The sequence below is a fragment of the Gordonia hongkongensis genome, assembly GCF_023078355.1.
Classification (GTDB): Bacteria; Actinomycetota; Actinomycetes; order Mycobacteriales; family Mycobacteriaceae; genus Gordonia; species Gordonia hongkongensis.
This window is the reverse complement of record NZ_CP095552.1, coordinates 2698703-2720981: the sequence shown is the minus strand read 5'-3', so window position 1 is coordinate 2720981 and position 22279 is coordinate 2698703. Positions and strand designations below refer to the sequence as shown.

Genomic DNA, 22279 nt, shown 5'->3' with positions numbered 1-22279 from the left:
CAAGCTCCGGGCCTCCTCAGGAAGCGGCGGGGTTGCGGGCGCCCTTCGTGGCTCGTCGCTTGCGCTCCTCGCACCTCATGGAGCATTAGGTACGCCATCCTCGGGGAGGAGTAAGCGGTCAGCCGAGGACGAAGGCGAGGAGGAAACCGCCCGCGGTCGCGAGGCCCACCCACCAGCCACCTTCGCGGTAGGCCTCCGGCATCAGTGAGTTGGCGAGCACACCGAGCGTCGCGCCGCCGGCGAAGGCTTGGACCACGCTGATCGCGGTCGCCGGGATGGCGTCGGCCATCGCGTAACCGCCGACCGTGACAGCGACGAGGACGACGGCGGTGAACGTCCACATCGCGAGTGCGGAGCGCATCGAGGCGTCGTGCTCCCGCCGCATCAGCGACGCGCCGCTCACCGCTTCCGGGACGTTGCCGACGGCAATCGCCACCACCAGCACGAGCGAGCCACCCGCGGTCAGTGAGACGCCGAGCGCGGTGTTCTCCGGTACGCCGTCGAGGAAGACGCCGATCATCAGTGCGGGACCGATCGCCGTGGCTCCGAGCTTGGTCTCGACGAGCCGGTCGGCGACGACGTAGACCGCGGTCCCGGAGAACAGCGCGACGGCTGCGACGCCGGTGCCGGCCTGGGTGAAGGCGGGTTCGAAGAGTTCGGTCGAGACTGCCGCGATCATCGTGCCCGCGCCGAACGCCATCAGCGTCGCCAGGACCGGATTCGGCAGGTTCCAGCGCAGACCGATCGCCGCGCCGACCGCGATGGGGATGGCGGTTGCGAGCCCGTACAGAACTGCAGTCAGCATGAAGACAAGGTTGCTCCGAGTCGCGGGCGATGGCGACTGCGGCGCGCGGAGGTGTGGTGGGTTGGGTTGGGGAGACCCTTCGTGACGGCCCTCCGCAAGCTCCGGGCCTCCTCAGGGAGCAGGGGGTGCATGGCCCTCCGCAAGCTCCGGGCCTCGCCAGGGATCAATGGGGGTCGCTTCGCTCCTCAGGCAGCGAGCACGCTGAAGTATCTGCAATCCGACAGGTCACAGAATTGCGGATACCTCGATGGACCGTCGTCAGGGGCGAGGGATACACTGGGTCTCGTCCGACGAACCGGTCAGACCCCCGACCCGACCGGTTCGTCGGATTTTTCATGTGTCGGGCACGCCTGGTCCAGTCGGTCGACCGACCAGGGTCGTGTTACACGAATCCGGGTTTTCTTTATTCCGCCGGAAACCATTCGGTAATCGATGGCGAGTGAACTGTGTGACGTAGCAAGCAGTAGCTACTCGATGAAACCGATCTCCGGTCGAACCACTCTGGGCAATGATGCCCGATCCATCCTCGCACGTCGAGCCGCCATGTCGGCGTCGTCTCGTCTCGCCATCCCAGGAGTTCTTGTGCCTTCTTTCGACGAAACCATCACCGAGAACATCGCCGCGTCGCTGGCGGAGATCCCGCACCCCTCACTTCCCAAGGGCTCCAACATCTATGGCGGCACCAAGATCTTCCCGGACTACCAGGCCGAGAACGGTGAGTCCTACTTCACGCTCGTGCACGGCATCGCCCACGAGTCGTCGGTGTCGTTCGTCGCCGTTCTGCAGGCCACTCGCGCGCTCCGCAAGGGCTTCGAATCGGCCATGTACTTCTACGGACCCGGTGCCATCAATTGCCTTGCCACACGGGGATTCCCGACGACCGGCGACTCCGGATTCCCGGGCGAGCAGAATATTAACAACTCGCTCGAGACCTTCATCTCCGAAGGCGGCACCGTGTTCTGCTGCCGCTTCGGCCTCGCCCTGCACGGCGGACGTGAAGAGGACCTGATCGAAGGCGTCATCCCGGCACACCCGCTCGACGTCCAGGACGCACTCATCCACTACGCACGCAAGGGCGCAATCATCAACTCGACCTACATGGTCTGACCCACAGCAGCTTCCGACAACCATCTTTGGGAATCTTATGACCACCATCGGAACCGTCGCGGCGAACTTCACCCGCGATCTCGAGCAGAACTACGCGACGATCGAACAGTACGTCGCCGAAGCACGAACGCGGGGCGTCGACTTCCTGGTGTTCCCGGAGGCGGCGATCGGCGGATACCTGTCGTCCCTGGGCAACCACGGCGACACCCAGAAGAACAGCGCCCGGTCGTTGCCGCCGGCGATCTCCCTCGACGGACCCGAGATCGCTCGGGTGCAGTCCATCGTCGGAGATCTCGTGGTGGCGATCGGGTTCTGTGAACTCGGCGAGGACGGTGAGACCCGCTACAACGCGGCCGCCGTCCTCGACGGCACCACCATCTACGGCAGCTACCGCAAGGTCCATCAACCGCTCGGCGAGAACATGTCGTACTCGTCGGGCACCGGGTACGACGTCTTCGACACGCCCGTCGGCCGGATCGGCCTCCAGATCTGTTACGACAAGGCGTTTCCCGAGGCCGCCCGGATCATGGCGCTCAAGGGCGCCGAGATCATCGCCAGCCTCTCCGCCTGGCCGGCGGCCCGCACCGCGACCGCGGAGAACCTGCAAGAAGACCGCTGGACCTACCGGTTCAACCTCTTCGACACCGCTCGCGCGCTGGAGAATCAGGTGTTCTGGGTCGCGGCCAATCAGAGCGGTACCTTCGGGTCGCTGCGCTACGTCGGCAACGCCAAGATCGTCGACCCTGGTGGGAACATCCTCGACACAACACTTCTCGGGAGCGGCCTGGCCGTCGCCGAGGTGGACATCGCGGAGAGCTTCACCGCCATGCGGGCCGGCATGTTCCATCTGAGGGACCGTCGGCCTGAGGTGTACGGGATGCTCGTCGAGGCCGACACCGATCCCGATGCCGCGGCGGCCTTCGCATGGCGGGACCTCGCCCATGCCTGAGATGACCGTCCAGGTGCGCTGGCCCGACGGGCAGTTCCGCCAGTACTACTCCCCCAGCCTCGTACTGCACGACCACCTCACGCCAGGTACGTACCGCGTCGACGACTTCCGGTCGCGGGCCACCACGGCGCTCGACGAGGCCAGCGCGCGTGTCCGTGCCAAGTACGGGTTCGCCTGTACCTCGGCAGCGGCGTCGGCGGAGGAGATCGCCGTCGATGCCCGGCGGCATGCGGATTCCGCTGAGGTCGAGGTGGTCTCGATGTACCCGCCGTTGCCGGGTGCGGAAGTGGCTTCGACTCGGGGCGTCGCTTCGCTCCGGCCCGGCTCAACCAGCGGAGGGGGCCCGGTCGCCGCTTCGCTCCGCCCCGGCTCAACCAGCGGTGGTAGCGCTAGAACCAGCAATGAGGAGCTGTCATGAACGCACACGTGCCGGTCGTCGTCATCGGCGGCGGACAGGCCGGCCTCTCGGTCAGCTGGTACCTCGGGCAGGCGGGCGTCGAACATCTCGTCGTCGAAGCCGACACCGCGGTTCATGCATGGGCCGATAAGCGTTGGGACAACTTCACGCTGGTGACTCCGAACTGGCATTGCAAGCTCCCTGGATACTCTTACGACGGCCCGGATCCGGACGGCTTCATGACCCGTGACGAAGTCGTAGAGTGGTTGCACGGTTGGCTGGAGACCTTCGAACCACCCCTCGTCGAACACACCAAAGTCACTCGCCTGCAACGTCTCTCCGGTGATCGGTTCGAGCTGACTCTTGAAGGCCCCGACGGAATGCGGTCGCTCACCTGCGACCAGGCCGTCATCGCAACCGGCGGGTATCCCCTGCCGGTGGTTCCGCCGTTCGCGTCGTCGCTGGATCCGGCCGTGCACCAGGTGCACTCCGAGGAGTATTTCAACCCAGAGCAACTTCCCGACGGTGCCGTGCTGGTCGTCGGGTCGGGACAGTCGGGCACGCAGATCGCCGAGGACTTGCACCTCGCCGGCCGGCAGGTACATCTCGCGATCGGCAACGCACCGCGAGTCGCTCGGTTCTACCGCGGCCGCGACTGCATGACCTGGCTGTCGGACATGGGTCTCTACGACACACCGACCCAGGAGTACCCCGGCGGACGGGCTGCGCAGGAGAAGACGAATCACTACGTCACCGGTCGCGACGGCGGCCGCGACATCGACCTTCGACGCTTTGCCGTCGAAGGGATGAAGCTGTACGGCGTGCTCAGCGACGGCAAGGACTCGACGCTGCGGTTCGCGCCGACGCTCACGGCCGCGCTCGACCGGGCCGACGCCGTGTACAACTCGATCTGCGGTGACATCGACCGCCATATCGACAAGCTCGGCATCGACGCGCCGGAGGCATCTCGGTACGAGCCGGTGTGGGCGCCCGAGGTCGATCCGACCGAACTCGATCTCTCGGCCGAAGACGTCACCTCGATCATCTGGGCCATCGGCTACCGACCCGACTACCGGTGGATCGAGGCCAGCGCCTTCGACGGCGGTGGCCGGCCCATGCAGACACGCGGGATCACCGAAGTCCCCGGGCTCAGCTTCGTCGGGTTGCCCTGGATGCACACCTGGGGGTCCGGACGGTTCCTCGGTATCGATCGTGACGCGAGGTATGTGGCTGAGCATGTTGTCGAAGCGGTTTGTGGTGGACGCGCGCAGTTGGTTGTTGCGCAGTAGGTTTGGGGTCCTGTGGGCTTCCAGGGTTGGGTTGTCGAGGTCGGGTCACCAGGTGGCTTCGACTCGACGCCTCGCTTCGCTCGGGGTCGGCTCAACCAGCGGGGGTGCGCGGACGGTTCAACCAGCGGGGTCGGGGCCGGCTCAACCAGCAAGAAGCGCTCACCGTCGAGCACATAGTTCATTCTTCTAAGGAGCACCCATGACGGTATCCACACGAGTTGACCTGGCGTTGCTCGGTATTCGCGGGGAGCCGCCGGTGCAGCGCAGCGGCGGCGCGGGGCCCAGCGACGACGGCCACCTCATGGTCGACGGGTTGCATGCCGCGATCCCGCGGAATCCGCAGAGCCCGTTCGTCTTCGACGGTGATCGCGTGCTGTACGACGGGGTCGACATCGGCGTCGAGGTCAGTGCGATCGGGCGCCCCCGGTTCTACGACCTGCAGACCGCGGACGGGGTGAGCTACGAGAAGATCGCCCGCCTGCATGGACGCAACGTGTTGGCGACGACCGTCCTGCAGACCTGTATCCGCTACGCCGAGGACCAGCGGTGCCGGTTCTGTTCGATCGAGGAGTCGCTGACGTCCGGCTCGACGATCGCGGTGAAGAAGCCCGAGCAACTCGCCGAAGTCGCCCGTGCGGCCGTCGATCTCGACGGCGTCACCAACATGGTCATGACCACCGGCACCAGTGGTGGACGCGACCGCGGGGCCCGTCATCTCGCCCGGTGCGTCCGGGCGATCAAAGCGGCGCTGCCGGAACTGCCGATCCAGGTCCAGTGCGAACCGCCCGCAGATCTGGCCGTCCTGACCGAACTGCGCGAGGCCGGTGCGGACGCCGTCGGCATCCACGTCGAATCCCTCGACGACGACGTGCGGCGCCGCTGGATGCCAGGCAAGTCGACGGTACCGATGTCGGAGTACCGGGCGGCGTGGACCGAGGCGGTCCGGGTGTTCGGGCGCAACCAGGTGTCGACCTACCTGCTGGTCGGGCTCGGCGAGGACACCGACGAGATGATCGCCGGCGCCAAAGAACTCGCCGACATGGGCGTGTATCCCTTCATCGTGCCGTTCCGGCGTCACGCGGGGACCCTCGCCGTCGACGTCGACAACGCTCCCGCACCCGACCCCACGATCGTCGAGAAGATCACCCGCGAGGTGGCCGGTCATCTGAGCTTCATCGGGATGTCCGGGTCGGAGCAGCGTGCGGGTTGCGCTGCCTGCGGTGCGTGCAGCGTATTGCCGACGGTCGGGGGCTGACGTGTTGTCACGGGGCGAACTGTCGATCCTGTCCGGGCTGCCACGAACGACGCCGCGGTCGGAGTTCCTGATCACCGTTGCGGACAGCCCGCGGGAACATGCGGCATATCGCGCGCTGCGACACCGCGAATTCGTCGAACGGCAGGCACTTTTCGAGCACAGCGATCTCGACGACACCGACGAGAATCCGCGCACCACCGTCCTCGTCGCGACCCTGCCGGACGGGACGATCGCGGGTGGGGTGCGCATCGCACCCACTCCGTGGGCAGGATCGACATACGCCGACATCGGATGGTGGTTCGGGTCGCGGCTCGTCGTCGGCGATCCGGGCCACGCAGCCGGGATCGGGCCGGCACTCGTGCGGGCGGCGTGCGCGCACGTCGAACAGCTGGGCGCCCTCCGGTTCGACGCGACCGTCCAGGATCGTTACGCACCGATGTTCGCGAGGCTCGGCTGGCTGGACCACGGTCCCGGTCCGCAGATTGAAGGACGGTCGCACCGGGAGATGCGCTACCCACTCGACAGAATTCAACGCACAGTCGACGGGACGAAAGCGGTTCTCGCCGAGGCACTCGCGCCGTTCGCAGACCAACCGGGCGGGCTCGGATCCTCCGGGTTCCGCGGCGACGACGGGGTCCCGCTACCGGGCACCGACGTGATCGCCGCCTGCGACGCCATCGTTCCGTCGATGATCGAACGCGATCCCGAATGGGCCGGCTGGTGTTCGGTGCTCGTCAACCTCAACGACCTCAGTGCGATGGGTGCCCGTCCGCTCGGTCTCCTCGATGCCGTCGGAGCGCCGACGACGTCGCATCTCACCCGCATCATCCGCGGGATCTCCTCGGCGGCCGCGGCGTGGCGGACACCCGTTCTCGGTGGTCACACCCAGGTCGGTGTGCCGTCGGCGCTGTCGGTGACCGCACTGGGCACGACGCCCAGTCCACTGCCCGCCGGCGGTGGCCGGGTCGGCGACACCGTCACCCTGCACGCCGACCTCGGTGGCTCGTGGCGACCCGGATATCACGACCGCCAGTGGGACTCGACGAGTTCACGTAGCAGCGAGGAACTCTGCGCCATGACATCCCACCTCGCGACCGTGCGCCCGGCGTCGGCGAAGGACGTCAGCATGGCCGGGATCGTCGGCACGCTCGGCATGCTCGCCGAAGCGTCGGGGACGGGTGCCGAACTGGACGTGACGGCAGTGCCGCGGCCCGGCGACGCGTCGATGGGCGCGTGGCTGACCTGTTTCCCGGGATATGCGACGCTCACCACCGATCGCGCGGGTGCTCGACGCGACGTCCCCGCACCCGAGCCGGTGACGACCGCCGATTGCGGCCGACTGACCGCCCAACCGGGCGTGCGGCTGCGGTGGCCCGACGGCGAGACGACTGTCGCGGTCGCGTCGACGGTGACCGGGCTGGGTATCGCATGAAAGATCTCGAGCGACCCGACTCGCCCACGGATCCGACCGGTACAGTTCGCCCATGAGGACGGTCACCCTCGGCGCCCTCGCCGCGCACTTCGGACGCGACGTGGAACGCGGTGTCGCCAAAGCGGTCGGCATCGTCGAATCCGCGGCGCGCGACGGCGTCGACCTCCTCGTCTTCCCCGACGCCTCGCTCGGTGGATACCTGGGCGATCTTCGACAACCCGACCCGGCAGAACTGCCGCCGGCGCTGCAACCCGACGGTCCGGAACTCGCCGCGATCGCCGCGGCCGCCGGCGACATGACCGTCTGTATCGGGTACACCGAAGCGGTCGGCGAGCAGCGATTCAACACTGCCGTCTGCGTCACGGGGGACGGCATCCTGGGCACGCACCGTAAGGTTCATCAGCCCGCCGGCGAGGCACTCGCCTACGCGGCCGGTGACTCCTTCGGTGCCTTCGACACCCCGGTCGGTCGCATCGGCATGCTGATCGACTACGACAAGACCTTCCCGGAGTCGGCACGCACGCTGGCGCTCGACGGCGCACGGATCATCGCGGCGCTGTCCGCGTGGCCGGCCAGCGTCACCGACCGCGCCGCACGCCTACCGGCCGACCGCCAGTCCCGGTTGTTCGATCTCTACGACAGTGCCCGAGCTGCCGAGAATCAGGTGTTCGTCGTGTCGTCGAACCAGACCGGGGTGATGGGGTCACTGCGCTTCCTCGGACAGGCGAAGGTCGTCGGACCAGGTGGCGACATCCTGGCAACCACTCGTTCGAAAGGCGGAATGGCCACGGTGACAGTCGATGTCGATGCCGAAGTCGACCGGGCGCGGCGCGTCCTGAGCCATCTCGCCGAACTCCGGCCCGACACCTACCGGTCGACGACGCCGGCGGACCAGCGATGAGCGGCACGCAGCATCTGCGCGTCGCTCTGCTCACCTATTCGACGAAACCCCGTGGAGGCGTGGTCCATACGTTGAACCTGGCTGAGGCGATGGCCCGGCTCGGCGCCGACGTGACGGTGTGGTCGCTCGCCCGCGGTGGCGACGAGGGCTTCTTCCGCGCTGTGGATCCGGCTGTGCGGGTGCGGCTCGTTCCGTTCCCCGACCGAGAGAACGAGACGATCACCCAACGCATCGTGCGGTCCATCGACACCCTGCGGGCCGCCTTCGACCCGGCTGACTTCGACATCGTGCACGCCCAGGACTGCATCAGTGCCAACGCCGTCGGGACGTGCATCCGCACGATCCACCATCTCGACCAGTTCACCACGCCGATCCTCGTTGAGTGCCATGAGAAGGCCGTCGTCAACCCTTACGCCCGGATCTGCGTGTCACGAGCGGTAGCCGACGAGGTCGAGCAGGGCTGGCGCCTCCATCCGACGGTGATCCCGAACGGCGTTGCGTATGAACGCTTCGCCGGCGCGGCGTCGGACTCCCCCACGTCCGTCGAGGCGCGACGCCGCTGGTCGGATCAACTGGGCGACTACGTGCTCGCCGTCGGCGGAATCGAACCGCGCAAGGGCAGCATCGACCTCCTGGAAGCGTACGCCCTACTGCGCGAACGTCACCCAGGACTGAAGCTCGTCTTCGCGGGCGGCGAGACCCTGTTCGACTACCGCAATTACCGTGCCGACTTCGACCGTCGGCGAGCCGAACTCGACGTCGAACCGATCGTCCTCGGCAATGTGCCCGACGACGACCTGCCGTCACTGGTCGCCGCCTGCCAGGTGTTCGCATTCCCATCGGTGAAAGAGGGCTTCGGCCTGGCCGCGATGGAAGCCCTCGCCGCGGGGCGTCCCGTCGTCGCGCGCGACCTCCCCATCCTGCGCGAGGTCTTCGGTACGACCGTCTCCTACGCCTCGACCATCGTCGAACTGGCCGACGCCCTCCACGCATCCCTCGTCCCGGACCCCGACCGCATCGCGTCGGGCCGACGCCTGGCCGCATCTCTCACGTGGGGCGACGCGGCACGTCGGCACCTCGAGTTCTATGCGCGACACCCCCATCCGGCGTCGCCGGTCGGCACCCACGGATGAGCGAGTCCCGTCGGAGCGAACGCATCGGGATGCTGGCGGTCGCTCTCACCGCGATCCTGTGGGGAACCTCGGGTACCGCCGCGGCGATGGCGCCCGAGCTCAGTGCCGTGACCGTCGGCGCCGTGGCCATGTGTGGCGGCGGCTTGTTGCAGGCGGCGGTCAACGCCCGCGGGATTCGAGCCGCGTGGTCGTCGGTGACGGCACAGTGGCGGGTCGCTCTTCTCGGTGGGATCTGCGTGCTGATCTACCCACTCTGCTTCTTCGGGTCGATGCGCGTCGGCGGCGTCGCGCTCGGAACAGTCGTGTCGTTGGCGTCGGCACCGCTGGTGTCGGCGGTCATCGAGCGCGTGGCCGACGGGCGGAGGCTGACCCTGCGGTGGACCATCGCGTGCGCGCTCGGCATCGTCGGCAGTGCGGCGTTGGCCGTGTCGCGCAGCGAGTCGTCGCATGCAGACGCACTCGGCGGGAGTTCGTCGTCGGCGCTCGGTGTCTGTCTCGGCCTGCTCGCGGGTATCACTTACGCCGGGTTGTCGTGGGCGATGCGTCGGCTCATGAACAGGTCGGTGCCGCGCGGCGCCGCGGCCGGGACAGTGATGGGACTGGGCGGATTGTTTCTGCTGCCGGTCGTCGCGGTCGGGGTACCGGCCGTGGTCGCGCACCCCGAGACCCTCGGCGTTCTCGCCTACCTCGTCCTTGTCCCGCAGTTCCTCGGGTACGTGCTATTCAGTCGTGGACTTGGTCGGATCGACAGCTCGACCGCCACCACCATCACCCTGATCGAGCCCGCGGTCGCGACCGCGCTGGCCGTCGGAGTGCTCTCCGAATCCATCACCGCGATCGGTTGGGTGGGTATCGCAATGCTGGCGGCGGCGCTGGTCGTCCTGCTGGCTCCTCGCCTTCCGTCCGCAACCGGCCCGGCATCCACTAGCGTCGACGCAGGATCATCGACAGGGAGGTCGACGCATGAAGCAGTTCCGAGAGGCCGTCGAGGCGCGTGACGAGCAGGCGATGAGGGCACTGCTCGCCGACGATGTGGTCTTCACCAGTCCGGTCGCATTCAAGCCGTATCCGGGCAAGGCCATCACGTCGGCCATCCTGCGGGGCGTGCTGCGGGTCTTCGAGGACTTCCGCTACATCCGAGAGATCAACGACGCCGGCGGACACGACTCGGCGCTCGTCTTCGAGGCCGTGGTCGGCGGCAAGAAGATCACCGGCTGCGACTTCATCCACGTCAACGACGACGGCAAGATCGACGACCTCATGGTCATGGTTCGGCCGCTGTCGGGTGCGCAGTCCGTCGCCGCGGCGATGGGGGCGCAGTTCGATCAGATCGCCGCCGAGGCCGCTGCGGAGTCAGAAAACACAGCGGAGTCCGAGGGGGTCAGCCAGTGAAACTCGGTCTGCAACTGGGCTACTGGGGCGCGCAACCGCCGACCCACCACGCCGAGATCGTCGCCGCGGCCGAGGCGTCCGGCTTCGACAGCATCTTCACCGCCGAGGCCTGGGGATCCGACGCCTACACCCCGCTGGCCTGGCTCGGGTCGTCGACGGAACGCGTCCGGCTCGGGACGTCGGTGCTGCAGCTCTCGGCCCGCACCCCGACCGCGTGTGCGATGGCCGCGCTGACCCTCGACCACCTGTCCGGCGGTCGGCACATCGTCGGGCTCGGTGTGTCGGGTCCGCAGGTCGTCGAAGGCTGGTACGGGCAGAAGTTCGCCAAGCCGCTGGCCCGGACCCGCGAGTACATCGACATCATGCGTCAGGTGTGGGCGCGCGAGGCGCCGGTCAGCAGCGCCGGACCCCACTATCCCCTGCCGTTCGACGGGGAGGGCGCATCGGGACTGGGCAAGACGCTCAAGCCGATCACGCACCCGCTGCGCAGCGACATCCCCGTGATGCTCGGCGCCGAGGGGCCGAAGAACGTCGCGCTCGCCGCCGAGATCGCAGACGGCTGGCTGCCGCTGTTCTACACGCCGCGCATGGCCGACACCTACAACGAGTGGCTCGACGAGGGTTTCGCCCGCCCGGGTGCACGACGCAGTCGCGAAGACTTCGAGATCTGCGCGACCGCCCAGATCGTCGTCACCGATGACCGCGAGGGCACCTACGCCGCGATCAAACCGTTCCTGGCGCTGTACATGGGCGGCATGGGCAGTGAGGACACCAACTTCCATGCCGAGGTGTACCGCCGGATGGGGTACGCCGACGTCGTCGACGAGGTGACCGCACTCTTCCGCAGCAACCGCAAAGACGAAGCGGCACAGATCATTCCCGACGCCTTGGTGGACGACTCGGCGATCGTCGGCGACCTGGACCACGTGCGTGAACAGATCAAGGTCTGGGAAGCGTGCGGGGTGACGATGATGCTCGTGTCGCCGGGCAGCGTCGCCGAGGTCGAGCAGCTCGCGGAGCTCATCCGCTGATGCCCTCCCCCGCCCGCGTCACCGTCATCGACACGGTGGTCTCGTTCGACGCCCCGATCGAGGTCACCTTCGACTACCTCGCCGACCCGACGAACCGACCGGAATGGCAGTCGAGTCTGCGCCGCATCGACGACCTGCGGCCGATCGGTCACCGGGCGGGTGACGTCGGCACCAGCTGGACCGACGTCACCGTCGTACCCGGGGTGTCGCCGCGGATGGAGGTGACCGCCTGTGAGTCCCGTCGACGGTGGCAGGAGATCGGACGGTGGCGGTCCGTTGATGCGGTCCTGACGTTGACGTTCGCCGATCGCGAGGCCCGCACCGACGTGCATGCCGAGGCGGTGCTGACGGTGCCCGCGATCGGTGGGCTGGTGCTGACCGTGACGCGGTGGCCGGCGGCGCAAGCGGTGCGGGCCGATCTCGAACGGGCCGCTCGACTGTTGGCCGGTCGAGGCTCTCGGTGAGGGGCCGCGCCTCGGGTAGCGTTCCAAGGGTGAACATCAAGAACGTGACCCTCGCCCTCGGCACCGCTCTCGTCCTGGCTGTCGCCGGTTGCAGCTCCGACTCCGACTCCGGTTCGGGCACAACCGAACCCACCGCAACCGCGGCGACCGGCGGCGCCGAGACACCGGCGGCGGGAGCGGAGAGCTGCCCGACCGCACCGGCGAACGCGGACGCCACACCGCAGTGGACCGAGCAGGGCGCCACCGGTGGATTGCAGATGGTCGCGTCCACCGCGACCGAGGCCCCGAACATCACCGTCGAGAACCCGTTCAGCGTCGACGAGACCCAGGTCAAGACGCTCGTCGAGGGTGACGGCGCCGTCGTGCCGGACACCGCGTCGGTGTCGGTCTGCTACGTCGGTGTGAACGGCCGCACCGGCGAGACCTTCGACAGCGCCTACGCAAACGGCTCCCCCGTGACGTTCCCGCTCGACGGCGTGATCCCCGGGTTCAGCAAGGCCATCGCGGGACAGAAGGTCGGGTCGAAGGTGGGCGTCGCCATGACATCGGCCGACGGTTACGCGCAGGGTAATCCGCAGGCGAACATCGAGGTCGGCGACACCCTCGTCTTCGAGATCAGCATTGTCGGGGCGTCGTAGGGGGTTGTGGTGCGGAATCACTTGGTGACATCGGGTCACCAGGTGATTTCGACACGGCTCCTCGCTCCGCTCGGTGCCGGCTCAATCAGCGGGGGTGGACTTCTCGCTCCGCTCGGTGCCGGCTCAATCAGCGGGGGGCGGAGGCTCCTCGACCTCGACGCGCTCCTTCGTCGCTTGCTCGGCCCGGCGGCTCCGCTCGGTGCCGGCTCAATCAGCGGGGAGGGGCTCTGCTGAGGTCGTCGCCGTCGCTCTTCACCCGTTGGGGTCTGAGGTTGCGCACAGTTGGACCACTGGCGTGCCAAAACCCGTCCCTCTCAGCGTGATCGAAGGGCATATTTCCCTTCGATCGTGCTCAGGGGGACGAGAATTTTTTTGCGCCTGTCTACTCCTGACCTTGAGTTGCACGAGCAGCGAACCACGAAGGCCCCAGCCGTGAGATCGACTGGGACCCTTCGTGGCTCGTCGACCTCGACGCGCTCCTTAGTCGCTTGCTCGGCCCGGCGGCTATCGCTCCTCGCACCTCAGGGAGCGGTGGGTTGGTGCTTGCGCTACTCGCACCCCGGAGACCGGTGGGCTGGTGCTAGCGCTGCTCGCACCCCCGGAGAGCGGTGGGCCGGTGCTCGCGCTACTCGCACCCCGGAGAGCGGTGGACCGGTGCTTGCGCTACTCGCACCCCGGAGAGCGGTGGGCCGGTGCTCGCGCTGCTCGCACCCCGGAGAGCGGTGGGATGGTGCCTGCGCTACTCGCACCCCCGGGGAGCGGTGGAGCGGCTCGCTCCTCGGGTGTGAGGAACCGTCAGATCTTGCGGTGCCGCAGGTTGATCGGGAGGCCGTCGGCGGGGGTCGGACCGGTGCCGTAGGTGAGTTCCGGGCGGTAACCGGCCGGGACGTCCCATTCAAAGCGCTGCAGCATCTGGTGCAGGATCGACTTCACCTCCATGCCACCGAAATACAGGCCGATGCACTTGTGGGCACCGCCGCCGAAGGGCGCCCATGCGAAGCGGTGGACCTTGTCTTCGCGGCGCTCCGGCGAGAAGCGTTCGGGGTCGAAGTGGGTGGGGTTGGGCCACCATTCCTTGCGCAGCATCGTCGCCCACGGGTGGATGCCGAGCAGTGTGCCCTTCGGGATGTAGTGGCCGCAGACCTCGGTGTCCTCGATCGCCATGCGGAAGAGCATCCCGACCGGGGCGTTGAGGCGCAGCGTCTCCTTGAAGGCCAGCTCCATGCTGGGGAGCTTGTCGACGTCGTCGTAGTCGATCGTCGGCTTGTCGAGGGCCAGGGACTCCTCGCGCAGGCGCTGCTGCCACTCGGGGTGCTTGCCGAGGAAGTAGGTCATCATCGACAGCGCGATGGTGCTGGTGTCGTGTGCAGCCATCATCACGAAGATCATGTGGTTGACGATGTCCTCGTCGGAGAACGTCTCGCCCTCGTCGCTCTCGGCGTTGCAGAGCACGCTGAACAGGTCGTCGGCGTCGTTGCCGCGACGCAGCGGGATCTCGGAGCGGAAGTACTCCTGCAGCACCTCGCGGCCCCGGAGCCCCTTGGCCCAGGTCCAGTTGCCGACGTCCTTGCGCACGATCGCCTGACCGCCGCGAACCGCCGCCTCGAAGGCGTGCTCCAGTCGGTGGGCCTCGGACTCGCTGACGTGAGCACCCATGAAGACTTCGGTCGCCAGCGACAGGGTGAGGTCCTTGGTCCGGGAGTACATCTTGAAGCCGTTGCCCACCTCCCAGTTGGCGAGGGTCTTCTCGATGTGCGGGGTCATGATGTCGAGGTAGCCGGTGAGGCGGGGGCGGCTGAACGCCTGCTGCATGATGCGGCGGTGCTGCATGTGCTCGTCGAAGTCCATCAGCATCACGCCCCGGCGGAAGAACGGGCCGATCATCGGTTCCCAGCCGAGTTCGCTCGAGAACGCCTTCTTGCGGTTCATCCACACCGCTTCGATCGCGTCCGGACCGACGAGGGTGACCATGTTCATCCCCAGCGCACCCGACCAGGAGACCTGTCCGTACCGCTCAAAACGTTCCATGGCCGACTTGAGCGGGTCGACGAGCGCTTCGAGGGTGTTGCCGAGCCACGGAACCCCTGGGTCACCCATCACCGGCTTGAGATCGGATCCGGCGGGCGGCTCGGCCAGCGGACGCTCCGAGCTCGGGTACATGCTGCTCGCCTTCGCCAGCACGCTCTGGATCTGCTTTTTCCGACTCGTCATGGACCTGCCACTCCCCGTTGTTCCGATGTGCGTTACATCACTATGCACCATTGGAACGGATTTTAGCGTCTGTTTCAAGGGGGGTGTGCAGACGGGGTGTTCACGCAGGTTGTGCGAGCGTGTCGCCCGACCGTCGGGACGTCAGCACGCGGGGCGCCGAGACCCCCAGCGCGACCAGCACCGCCAGACCCCAGAGCAGGTACGACGACCCGACGAGATGCTGCCACCAGACCCAGGACAACTCGGCGTCGTACCGCTGCGGGATTCGCTGATGCGGCGCGACGGCGAAGATGACGAGCCCGAAACCGACGAGCCACCACCACATCGCCGACGCCGCGGGCCTGGTCGCGAGGAAGGTCAACAGGATCAGCAGCGGGACCACCCAGACCCAGCTGTGGTCCCACGCGACCGGCGAGCAGTACAGCGCGGCGAACGCGACTGCCATCAGTGCCGCGACATCGTGCGGGCCGGACGGTTGTGGACCCGCCGGTGCAACCGACAGCAGACGCCACGCGACCCAGGCGATGAACAGGCCGACGATCAGCGAGACGAGGAACCACGCGACGTCGGACTCGATGCCGAGCCTGCCGAGCTCACCCTTGATCGATTGGTTGTTCGCGAAGTGCGGACTCCCGATGCGGTCGGTGTCGAAGAGGGTCGATGTCCAGTAGGTGCGCGAGTCGTTCGGTGTCAGGAGATGGCCGAGGGCGGCGTAGGCGACCGCTGACGCCGCGGCCACGCCGAGTGCGCGCCAGTCCCGGCGGACGAAGAAGAACAGCAGGAACACCGCGGGGGTGAGCTTGATCGAGATGGCGAGTCCGACGAGCAGCCCGTTCCACCACTTGCCGCGGCCCAGCAGTACGTCGACGACGACGAGCGTCATCAGCACGATGTTGATCTGTCCGAAGTTGAGGGTGTCGCGGACGGGTTCGAGCCAGAGGCCCACCGTCGTGGCGGCCGTTGCGAGCCACCATAATTCGTGCGCCGGCCGCTCGACGAGGCTAGACAGGACGATGCGGCACACCACCAGCAGGCAGCCGATGGAGATCGCGGTGAACAGGGCCTGACCGAGGCTGAGTGGAACGACCGTGAAGATCGAGAACAGCGCTGCGGCAAGCGGTGGATACGTGAACGGGAGGTACGAGCCTTCCGCGAGCCGGGGCAGGATGCCGTACAGGTCGCCGCCGTCGAGCAGGACCTGTCCGCCCATGCGGTAGACGTCGAAATCGATGCGATACGGGGCCGGCGGTTGGTTCGGCAGCACGACGATGGCGACCGCCGAACTGATGAGGAATACGGCGAGTGTCGCCCACCGGGCCCGGGCTGATCCCAGGTATCGATCCAGCGCACGTCGCGGGTTTACAGCAGTCACGAGCCCTCACTTCCGAGCGGGATCGTATCGCGGAGGGCGTGCGGTTCAGGGTGGCCGGGCCGTGGCCGTGTAGTCGGGCGGTGCGGGTCCACGTGGACTCGTCGGTCGTCGACAGTCGAAGGGTGGTCGCGCGTTCTCCGGTGGGGTCGGTCGACGGGACCGTGGCGAGTCGAAGTGATCGGGCGTCGCCGGGATCGGGCGAAGGGCGGGTCAGGCGGCTCCGGGTTTGCGTCGATCGGCCGGCATGATGTCGACCACGCCGTCGTCCGGATAGCCGTCGAGCATGATCGTCGCGACCGCGCCGAGGGCGCGGTCCCAGGCCAGCGTCATGGCCGGGGTCCAGGACTCGCCGCCGATCTCGCTCATCGCGGCGATCATGCATTCCGCGACCGCCGTGTACATCGGTCTGGTGACGCCGAGACCGGCGTGTCGTCGCCCCAACGCGTGCAGAGTCGTCGTCAGCCACTCGGGATCGTCGAGATGCTCCACGACCGAGGCGACGGCGCTGCGCAACATTTCGGCCTGGGCTCGAGTGTCGCGGCCGAACATGGCGCGAACGGTGGGATAGCGGTCGAACAGGATCTCGTAGAAGCGAACGGTGAGGCCTGAGTCGGGAAGGTCGACGAGTGCCAGGCTGCGTTCGAGCAGTTGTTTGTCCATGCACGGACCTTGGTGCACCGGCATTGCGACTGGGCGCGCTGCGGGGAAGGCCGAGGTAACAGTGGTCTCACAGCGAACCGCAGCCGGTGTGAGGTTCGGGATGGTTCGGGCGTTTGGTCCGTCTTCAGAGGTTGTCAGCTGTCCCAGTCGACGGTGCGGGCCATGTTCAGCAACCGGCGTCGGCGCGTCTCCCCCGTCGCACCGACCCACGCGATGAGTCCGTAGACGTGTGCGCGGAAGTCCGGGTGCTCGTCGTGATTCTGCGACGACGCCCCGTGCCGGCGGGCGTTGTGGAGCAGGGCCCGCAGATTGTCGTAGTCGGATCTGGCGACCTGCGGACGGTCGTTGACGACGAGACCGGCAAGGTGTTGGCGCTGATGACTGTGCATGATCCGGACCTTCTCCGGGTGCACGGTGAATCGCTCGTCTTCGACGATGCGGAGCACGGTCCACAGCGCGCGGTCGGCGTTCATCGCGTCGCCCGAGATCGCGAGGTCGTCGCCGTAGCGGGTGTAGCGGAGGCCGTGACGGCGGGCGTACCCGTCGAGCCGCCGATCGAGCGGCCGCATCACGAGGTTCGCCAGATGCGGCGAGGTCGGCGCACCTTGCGGCAGGTGTCGTTCCCGAAGGAGTGCTGCGTGCGTGTGATCGATACCGCGGAGTTCGTCCACAGGCGTTGCCGTGGTGCACAATTCGGCGAGCAGGCGGGCGATGTGCGGCGGGTAGCCGGCCTGCCGGAACACTGCTCGGACGCGCGGTACGGTGATCGTCTCGAAGCAATGCCGGAGGTCGACGCGCAGTACCACGGGACGGTCCGTGTGCGGCCAGGCGAAAGCAGCCGGTGACGAGCCGGGTATGAAGCCGCGTGCTGCGGGATGCGCCGGAATGCGCTCAATCAACCGTCTGAGCAGGCGACGCTGTGTCTCGCGCATACGGGGTTTCGGAGCTTCGATGACCCGGACACCGTCCCGCTTCTCACGCCGCCAGATTCGGTAGTGACGCAACGGCGGGCGCGCCGTTCGTAGCCATTGGCCGCGGTCGGCGAACCATTCGAGCTCGGGCACGGTGAAGTCGAGCCAGTGCGCGAACTGCTCGACATCGTAGAGATCGGGCAGAGCGTCGGACACCGTTCCCGCGGAACGTGGTTCGTGCACGACGACGGGTTGAGCGGCGACGGGTGCCGGGTGGGTCCACGGCGCGAGGGCCTGGATCATCACGGTCGCGGGATGTCGCGGTTCGTGAGGCGAGAGTTCGATGATGCCGGCGGCGACTTCGGAGGTGACCTCAGCGGGCAGGACCGCTGTCACTGCCGCCAGGATCTCCGGCCACGTCCACGCGGTATACGTGCGCGAGAAGGCCGCAGCGACTTCCGCTGCCTCATGCGGTTGCAGGAACGGTTCGGTCACGGCGCCGTGTCGCGTCGCGAGCTGACGTGGTGATGAACGACGGATGGGGTGACCAGAACTGTGCAGCGGCGCCGTGTGGCACGTGCAGCGTGCGCGCCGGCGTCGGACGCAGGGACCAGCTGTGAAGTGCACCCAGGGGTTACCCCTGAGACGGATCGCGACGATCCACTCTCACCTTGCCCGTCGTTCATCAACCGACATGGTGCCACGGCGGTGAGACAGCCGAGGCGAGGACGCAGATCTGCGCGGGTTCACCGACGTCGCTCGCACTGAGGTCGAGGTCTGGTAGACCCGGTGTCTGTGGGTAGCTATGAGATTCGGCCGGTGGTTGCAGGCGATATCGATCAGATCTCAAGCCTGCACACCGCCATCTGGAAGGCCACGTATGCGGGAATGGTGGCTCAGGACCGGCTCGATGCGCTCACTCCTGCGGAGTCGGCCTCACGCTGGCGACAGACCGTCGGAGACCTCGCAGGCCACGCTGGGCGCGGCATCCGCATCCGGTGGGCGACCTCACTCGACACGCAGGAGATGGTCGGTTTTGCAGCAAGCGGCCCGGCTCGCGACCACGACGCTCCCGCACCGACCGAATTGTGGTCTCTGAATGTCGTTCTCCGCCATCACGGCACCGGTGTGGCGATGGACTTGATGACCTCAGTGCTCGGCGGAACGGATATCCCGGCCTACCTCTGGGTTGCACGCGACAACGCGCGGGGCAGTGGCCTTCTATCGTAAACACGGATTCGAACTCGACGGGGCCACACGTCACGACTCCGGCTGGGATTGTCACGAAGTACGCATGAACAACGCACAGTGATGACCGCCCGACCAACAGCACCCACTGGCGCACCTGAACCCCGGTACTGCTCGCGCGATCCTGCTCGCTTGTTGACCGACAGACTGCAACTGGACCGGTAGACCTCGATCGAAGTCCATAGGTCGAGTTGAAGTCTGTCGGTCGCGGGGGCTGGTTGCTGGACCCTTCGAGGCTCGTCGACCTCGACGCGCTCCTTCGTCGCTTGCTCGGCCCGGCGGCTTGCGCTCCTCGCACCTCAGGGAGCGGAAGAAGGCTCGTCACTTAGGGTTTGGGAGCCTCGGTCGCCGGACCCTTCGTGGCTCGTCGCTATCGCTCCTCGCACCTCAGGGAGCGTTGGGAGGCCATCGCTATCGCTCCTCGCACCTCAGGGAGCGTTGGGAGGCCATCGCTATCGCTCCTCGCACCTCAGGGAGCGTTGGGAGGCCGTCGCTACCGCTCTACGCACCTCAGGGAGCAGCGGGGGCGCTCCTTCGGATAGGGAGCAGTGGGAGGCGCCGCTTCCCGCCCGCACCCCAGGGTCAGGCACCGACGTACTCGGCGAGGTGCTCACCGGTGAGGGTCGATGGGTCGGCGACGATGTCGGCGGGCGTGCCCTCGAAGACGATCCGGCCGCCGTCGTGGCCGGCGCCCGGGCCGAGGTCGATGATCCAGTCGGCGTGGGCCATCACCGCCTGATGGTGCTCGATGACGATCACCGACTTCCCGGAGTCGACGAGACGGTCGAGCAGCCCGAGGAGCTGTTCCACATCGGCGAGGTGGAGGCCCGTGGTGGGCTCGTCGAGGATGTAGACGTCGCCCTTCTCCCCCATGTGACTGGCCAACTTCAGGCGCTGGCGTTCGCCGCCGGACAGGGTGGTCAGCGGCTGACCGACCTTGATGTAACCGAGCCCGACGTCGACCATCCGGTGCAGGATCTTGTGCGCCGCCGGGAGTTTGGCGTCGCCGTCGGCGAAGAAGGCCTCCGCCTGGGCGACCGACATCTCGAGCACTTCGCTGATGTTGCGGCCGCCGAAGGTGTAGTCGAGCACCTCGGCCTGGAATCGCTTGCCCTCGCACACCTCGCAGGGCGCGGCGACGCCGGCCATCATCGCGAGGTCGGAGTAGACGACACCCGCACCGTTGCAGTTGGGGCAGGCACCCTCCGAGTTCGCGCTGAACAAGGCGGGTTTCACGCCGTTGGCCTTGGCGAACGCCTTGCGGATCGGCTCGAGCAGACCGGTGTAGGTCGCCGGATTAGAACGCCGCGACCCCTTGATGGCGCTCTGGTCGATGGAGACGACCCCGTCCTCCTTGGCGACCGTCGAGTTGATCAACGAACTCTTGCCGGAGCCCGCGACACCGGTGAGCACGACCAGCACACCGAGCGGGATGTCGACGTCGACATCGCGCAGATTGTTGGCGTCGGCCCCGCGGACCTCGAGATGGCCACTGGGCGTGCGGACCTCGTCCTTGACGGCGGCGCGGTCCTCTAGATGGCGCCCGGTGAGCGTGTCCGCGGCCCGCAGTTCGTCGACGGTGCCTTCGAACACGATCGTGCCGCCGTCGGTGCCCGCTCCCGGGCCGATGTCGACGACGCGGTCGGCGATCGCGATCACCTCCGGCTTGTGCTCGACCACCAGCACCGTGTTGCCCTTGTCCCGCAATGCGCGCAGCAGATCGTTCATCCGGGTGATGTCGTGCGGGTGCAGACCGATCGACGGCTCGTCGAACACATAGGTCACGTCGGTCAGCGACGAACCGAGATGCCGGATCAGCTTGGTGCGCTGCGCCTCTCCGCCGGACAGGGTGCCGGCCGGGCGTTCCAGGGACAGGTAGCCGAGTCCGATGTCGACGAACGCGTTGAGGTGGTCCCGCAGCGCGGCGATCAGCGGGGCCGCGGACGGATCGTCGAGTTCGGCGACCCACTGGGCGAGATCGCTGATCTGCATCGCGCACGCGTCGGCGATGCTGATGCCCTTGATCTTCGACGAGCGGGTCTCGGCGGTGAGGCGGGTGCCCTCACAGTCCGGGCACTTCGCGAAGGTGATCGCGCGATCGACGAAGGCGCGGATGTGCGGCTGCATCGCCTCACGGTCCTTGCTCAACATCGACTTCTGGATCTTCGGGATCAGACCCTCGTAGGTGATGTTGATGCCCTCGACCTTGATCTTGGTGGGCTCTTTGTAGAGCAGGTCGTTGAGTTGCTTCTTGGTGTACTTGGCAATTGGCTTGTCGGGGTCGAAGAAGCCGCAGCCGCGGTAGATCCGGCCGTACCAGCCGTCCATGGAGTAACCGGGGATCGTCAGCGCGCCCTCGTTGAGCGACTTCGACGAGTCGTACAGCGCGGTGAGGTCGAAGTCGGAGACGTCGCCGCGGCCCTCGCATCGTGGGCACATCCCGCCGGTGATGGAGAAGCTCCGACGCTCCTTGACCTTCTGCCCGCCCTTCTCGATGGTCACCGCACCCGCCCCGCTGATCGAGGCGACGTTGAACGAGAAGGCCTGAGGCGAACCGATATGCGGAGTTCCCAAGCGACTGAACAGGATACGCAGCATCGCGTTCGCGTCGGTGGCCGTGCCGACGGTCGACCGAACGTTGGCACCCATCCGCTCCTGGTCGACGATGATCGCCGTCGTCAGACCCTCCAGGATGTCGACGTCCGGACGAGCCATCGACGGCATGAATCCCTGGACGAACGCACTGTACGTCTCGTTGATGAGGCGCTGGGATTCCGCCGCGATGGTGCTGAAGACCAGTGAACTCTTCCCGGAACCCGACACCCCGGTGAAGACCGTCAGCCGACGCTTCGGCAGATCGACGCTGACGTCCTTGAGGTTGTTCTCCCGGGCGCCGTGGACGCGGATGATGTCGTGCGTGTCGGCGGGGTGAATGCCGTCGGCCCGCACGGCGTCGACCTTCCGTGCGGGACGGGTGGCGGTTCGGCTCATCGTCTCTCCATCAATGTGGCGACCGCGGGCGGGCGGTCGTCGACGTTCGGGGTGCTCGTGTCATTCCGGAGGTCCGTTGGCACGAGGTCGGTG

The 22279-nt window shown here is 67.2% G+C and carries 20 protein-coding genes; 14 read left to right on the top strand and 6 right to left on the bottom strand.

The window, feature by feature from the left end:
* Nucleotides 1-118 precede the first annotated feature (118 nt).
* Nucleotides 119-805 (bottom strand): ZIP family metal transporter, encoded by a 687-nt coding sequence (locus MVF96_RS12335; RefSeq protein ID WP_247449215.1) that lies wholly within the window; start codon nucleotides 803-805, stop codon nucleotides 119-121.
* A 582-nt stretch (nucleotides 806-1387) separates the two neighbouring features.
* Here MVF96_RS12335 and MVF96_RS12330 point away from each other — a divergent pair.
* The 13 genes from MVF96_RS12330 (at nucleotide 1388) to MVF96_RS12270 (ending at nucleotide 12793) form a co-directional block, all read left to right on the top strand.
* Nucleotides 1388-1912, top strand: a complete 525-nt coding sequence (locus MVF96_RS12330; RefSeq protein ID WP_004019804.1) for an MSMEG_0572/Sll0783 family nitrogen starvation response protein — start codon at nucleotides 1388-1390, stop codon at nucleotides 1910-1912.
* A gap of 37 nt (nucleotides 1913-1949) precedes the next feature.
* Nucleotides 1950-2861, top strand: a complete 912-nt coding sequence (locus tag MVF96_RS12325) for a carbon-nitrogen hydrolase family protein (protein ID WP_247449214.1) — start codon at nucleotides 1950-1952, stop codon at nucleotides 2859-2861.
* A complete protein-coding gene (locus MVF96_RS12320) occupies nucleotides 2854-3279 on the top strand; it encodes an MSMEG_0570 family nitrogen starvation response protein (RefSeq protein ID WP_247449212.1) in 426 nt (141 codons plus the stop codon). Before MVF96_RS12325 ends, MVF96_RS12320 begins: the two co-directional genes overlap by 8 nt.
* Nucleotides 3276-4547, top strand: a complete 1272-nt coding sequence (locus tag MVF96_RS12315; RefSeq protein WP_247449211.1) for an MSMEG_0569 family flavin-dependent oxidoreductase — start codon at nucleotides 3276-3278, stop codon at nucleotides 4545-4547. Before MVF96_RS12320 ends, MVF96_RS12315 begins: the two co-directional genes overlap by 4 nt.
* A 199-nt stretch (nucleotides 4548-4746) precedes the next feature.
* On the top strand, nucleotides 4747-5802 hold the full coding sequence (locus MVF96_RS12310; protein ID WP_247449209.1) for an MSMEG_0568 family radical SAM protein: 1056 nt from the start codon (nucleotides 4747-4749) through the stop codon (nucleotides 5800-5802).
* Complete coding sequence (locus MVF96_RS12305; protein WP_247449208.1) at nucleotides 5768-7234, top strand: MSMEG_0567/sll0787 family protein; 1467 nt, start codon at nucleotides 5768-5770, stop codon at nucleotides 7232-7234. Before MVF96_RS12310 ends, MVF96_RS12305 begins: the two co-directional genes overlap by 35 nt.
* 52 nt (nucleotides 7235-7286) lie before the next feature.
* On the top strand, nucleotides 7287-8135 hold the full coding sequence (locus MVF96_RS12300; protein WP_247449206.1) for a carbon-nitrogen hydrolase family protein: 849 nt from the start codon (nucleotides 7287-7289) through the stop codon (nucleotides 8133-8135).
* Nucleotides 8132-9268 (top strand): MSMEG_0565 family glycosyltransferase, encoded by a 1137-nt coding sequence (locus tag MVF96_RS12295; protein WP_247449204.1) that lies wholly within the window; start codon nucleotides 8132-8134, stop codon nucleotides 9266-9268. Before MVF96_RS12300 ends, MVF96_RS12295 begins: the two co-directional genes overlap by 4 nt.
* Complete coding sequence (locus MVF96_RS12290) at nucleotides 9265-10266, top strand: DMT family transporter (RefSeq protein ID WP_247449203.1); 1002 nt, start codon at nucleotides 9265-9267, stop codon at nucleotides 10264-10266. Before MVF96_RS12295 ends, MVF96_RS12290 begins: the two co-directional genes overlap by 4 nt.
* Complete coding sequence (locus MVF96_RS12285; protein ID WP_247449201.1) at nucleotides 10232-10660, top strand: nuclear transport factor 2 family protein; 429 nt, start codon at nucleotides 10232-10234, stop codon at nucleotides 10658-10660. The genes MVF96_RS12290 and MVF96_RS12285 overlap by 35 nt, the downstream gene beginning before the upstream one ends.
* The gene (locus MVF96_RS12280) at nucleotides 10657-11691 is read left to right on the top strand and encodes an LLM class F420-dependent oxidoreductase (RefSeq protein ID WP_247449200.1); all 1035 of its coding nucleotides are present in this window, start codon (nucleotides 10657-10659) and stop codon (nucleotides 11689-11691) included. Before MVF96_RS12285 ends, MVF96_RS12280 begins: the two co-directional genes overlap by 4 nt.
* Nucleotides 11691-12155, top strand: a complete 465-nt coding sequence (locus tag MVF96_RS12275; protein ID WP_247449199.1) for an SRPBCC family protein — start codon at nucleotides 11691-11693, stop codon at nucleotides 12153-12155. Before MVF96_RS12280 ends, MVF96_RS12275 begins: the two co-directional genes overlap by 1 nt.
* 29 nt (nucleotides 12156-12184) lie before the next feature.
* A complete protein-coding gene (locus MVF96_RS12270) occupies nucleotides 12185-12793 on the top strand; it encodes an FKBP-type peptidyl-prolyl cis-trans isomerase (RefSeq protein WP_247449197.1) in 609 nt (202 codons plus the stop codon).
* A gap of 795 nt (nucleotides 12794-13588) precedes the next feature.
* Here the strand turns inward: MVF96_RS12270 and MVF96_RS12265 are convergent.
* The 4 genes from MVF96_RS12265 to MVF96_RS12250 form a co-directional block, all read right to left on the bottom strand.
* The gene (locus MVF96_RS12265; protein ID WP_171011693.1) at nucleotides 13589-15004 is read right to left on the bottom strand and encodes a cytochrome P450; all 1416 of its coding nucleotides are present in this window, start codon (nucleotides 15002-15004) and stop codon (nucleotides 13589-13591) included.
* A 100-nt stretch (nucleotides 15005-15104) separates the two neighbouring features.
* Nucleotides 15105-16376, bottom strand: a complete 1272-nt coding sequence (locus tag MVF96_RS12260) for a glycosyltransferase 87 family protein (RefSeq protein WP_247449196.1) — start codon at nucleotides 16374-16376, stop codon at nucleotides 15105-15107.
* A gap of 210 nt (nucleotides 16377-16586) precedes the next feature.
* Complete coding sequence (locus tag MVF96_RS12255; RefSeq protein WP_226513293.1) at nucleotides 16587-17036, bottom strand: globin domain-containing protein; 450 nt, start codon at nucleotides 17034-17036, stop codon at nucleotides 16587-16589.
* Between the two features lie 134 nt (nucleotides 17037-17170).
* Nucleotides 17171-18442, bottom strand: a complete 1272-nt coding sequence (locus tag MVF96_RS12250) for a reverse transcriptase family protein (protein WP_247449195.1) — start codon at nucleotides 18440-18442, stop codon at nucleotides 17171-17173.
* Between the two features lie 324 nt (nucleotides 18443-18766).
* Here MVF96_RS12250 and MVF96_RS12245 point away from each other — a divergent pair, with 324 nt between their 5' ends.
* Nucleotides 18767-19177, top strand: coding sequence for a GNAT family N-acetyltransferase (locus MVF96_RS12245; RefSeq protein ID WP_247449194.1), 411 nt, complete (start codon nucleotides 18767-18769; stop codon nucleotides 19175-19177).
* A 600-nt stretch (nucleotides 19178-19777) separates the two neighbouring features.
* On the opposite strand, the gene MVF96_RS12240 is transcribed toward MVF96_RS12245, so the two are convergent.
* Nucleotides 19778-22186: an ATP-binding cassette domain-containing protein gene (locus tag MVF96_RS12240; protein ID WP_247449192.1), complete on the bottom strand. Its 2409-nt coding sequence runs from the start codon at nucleotides 22184-22186 to the stop codon at nucleotides 19778-19780.
* Nucleotides 22187-22279: the final 93 nt, after the last annotated feature.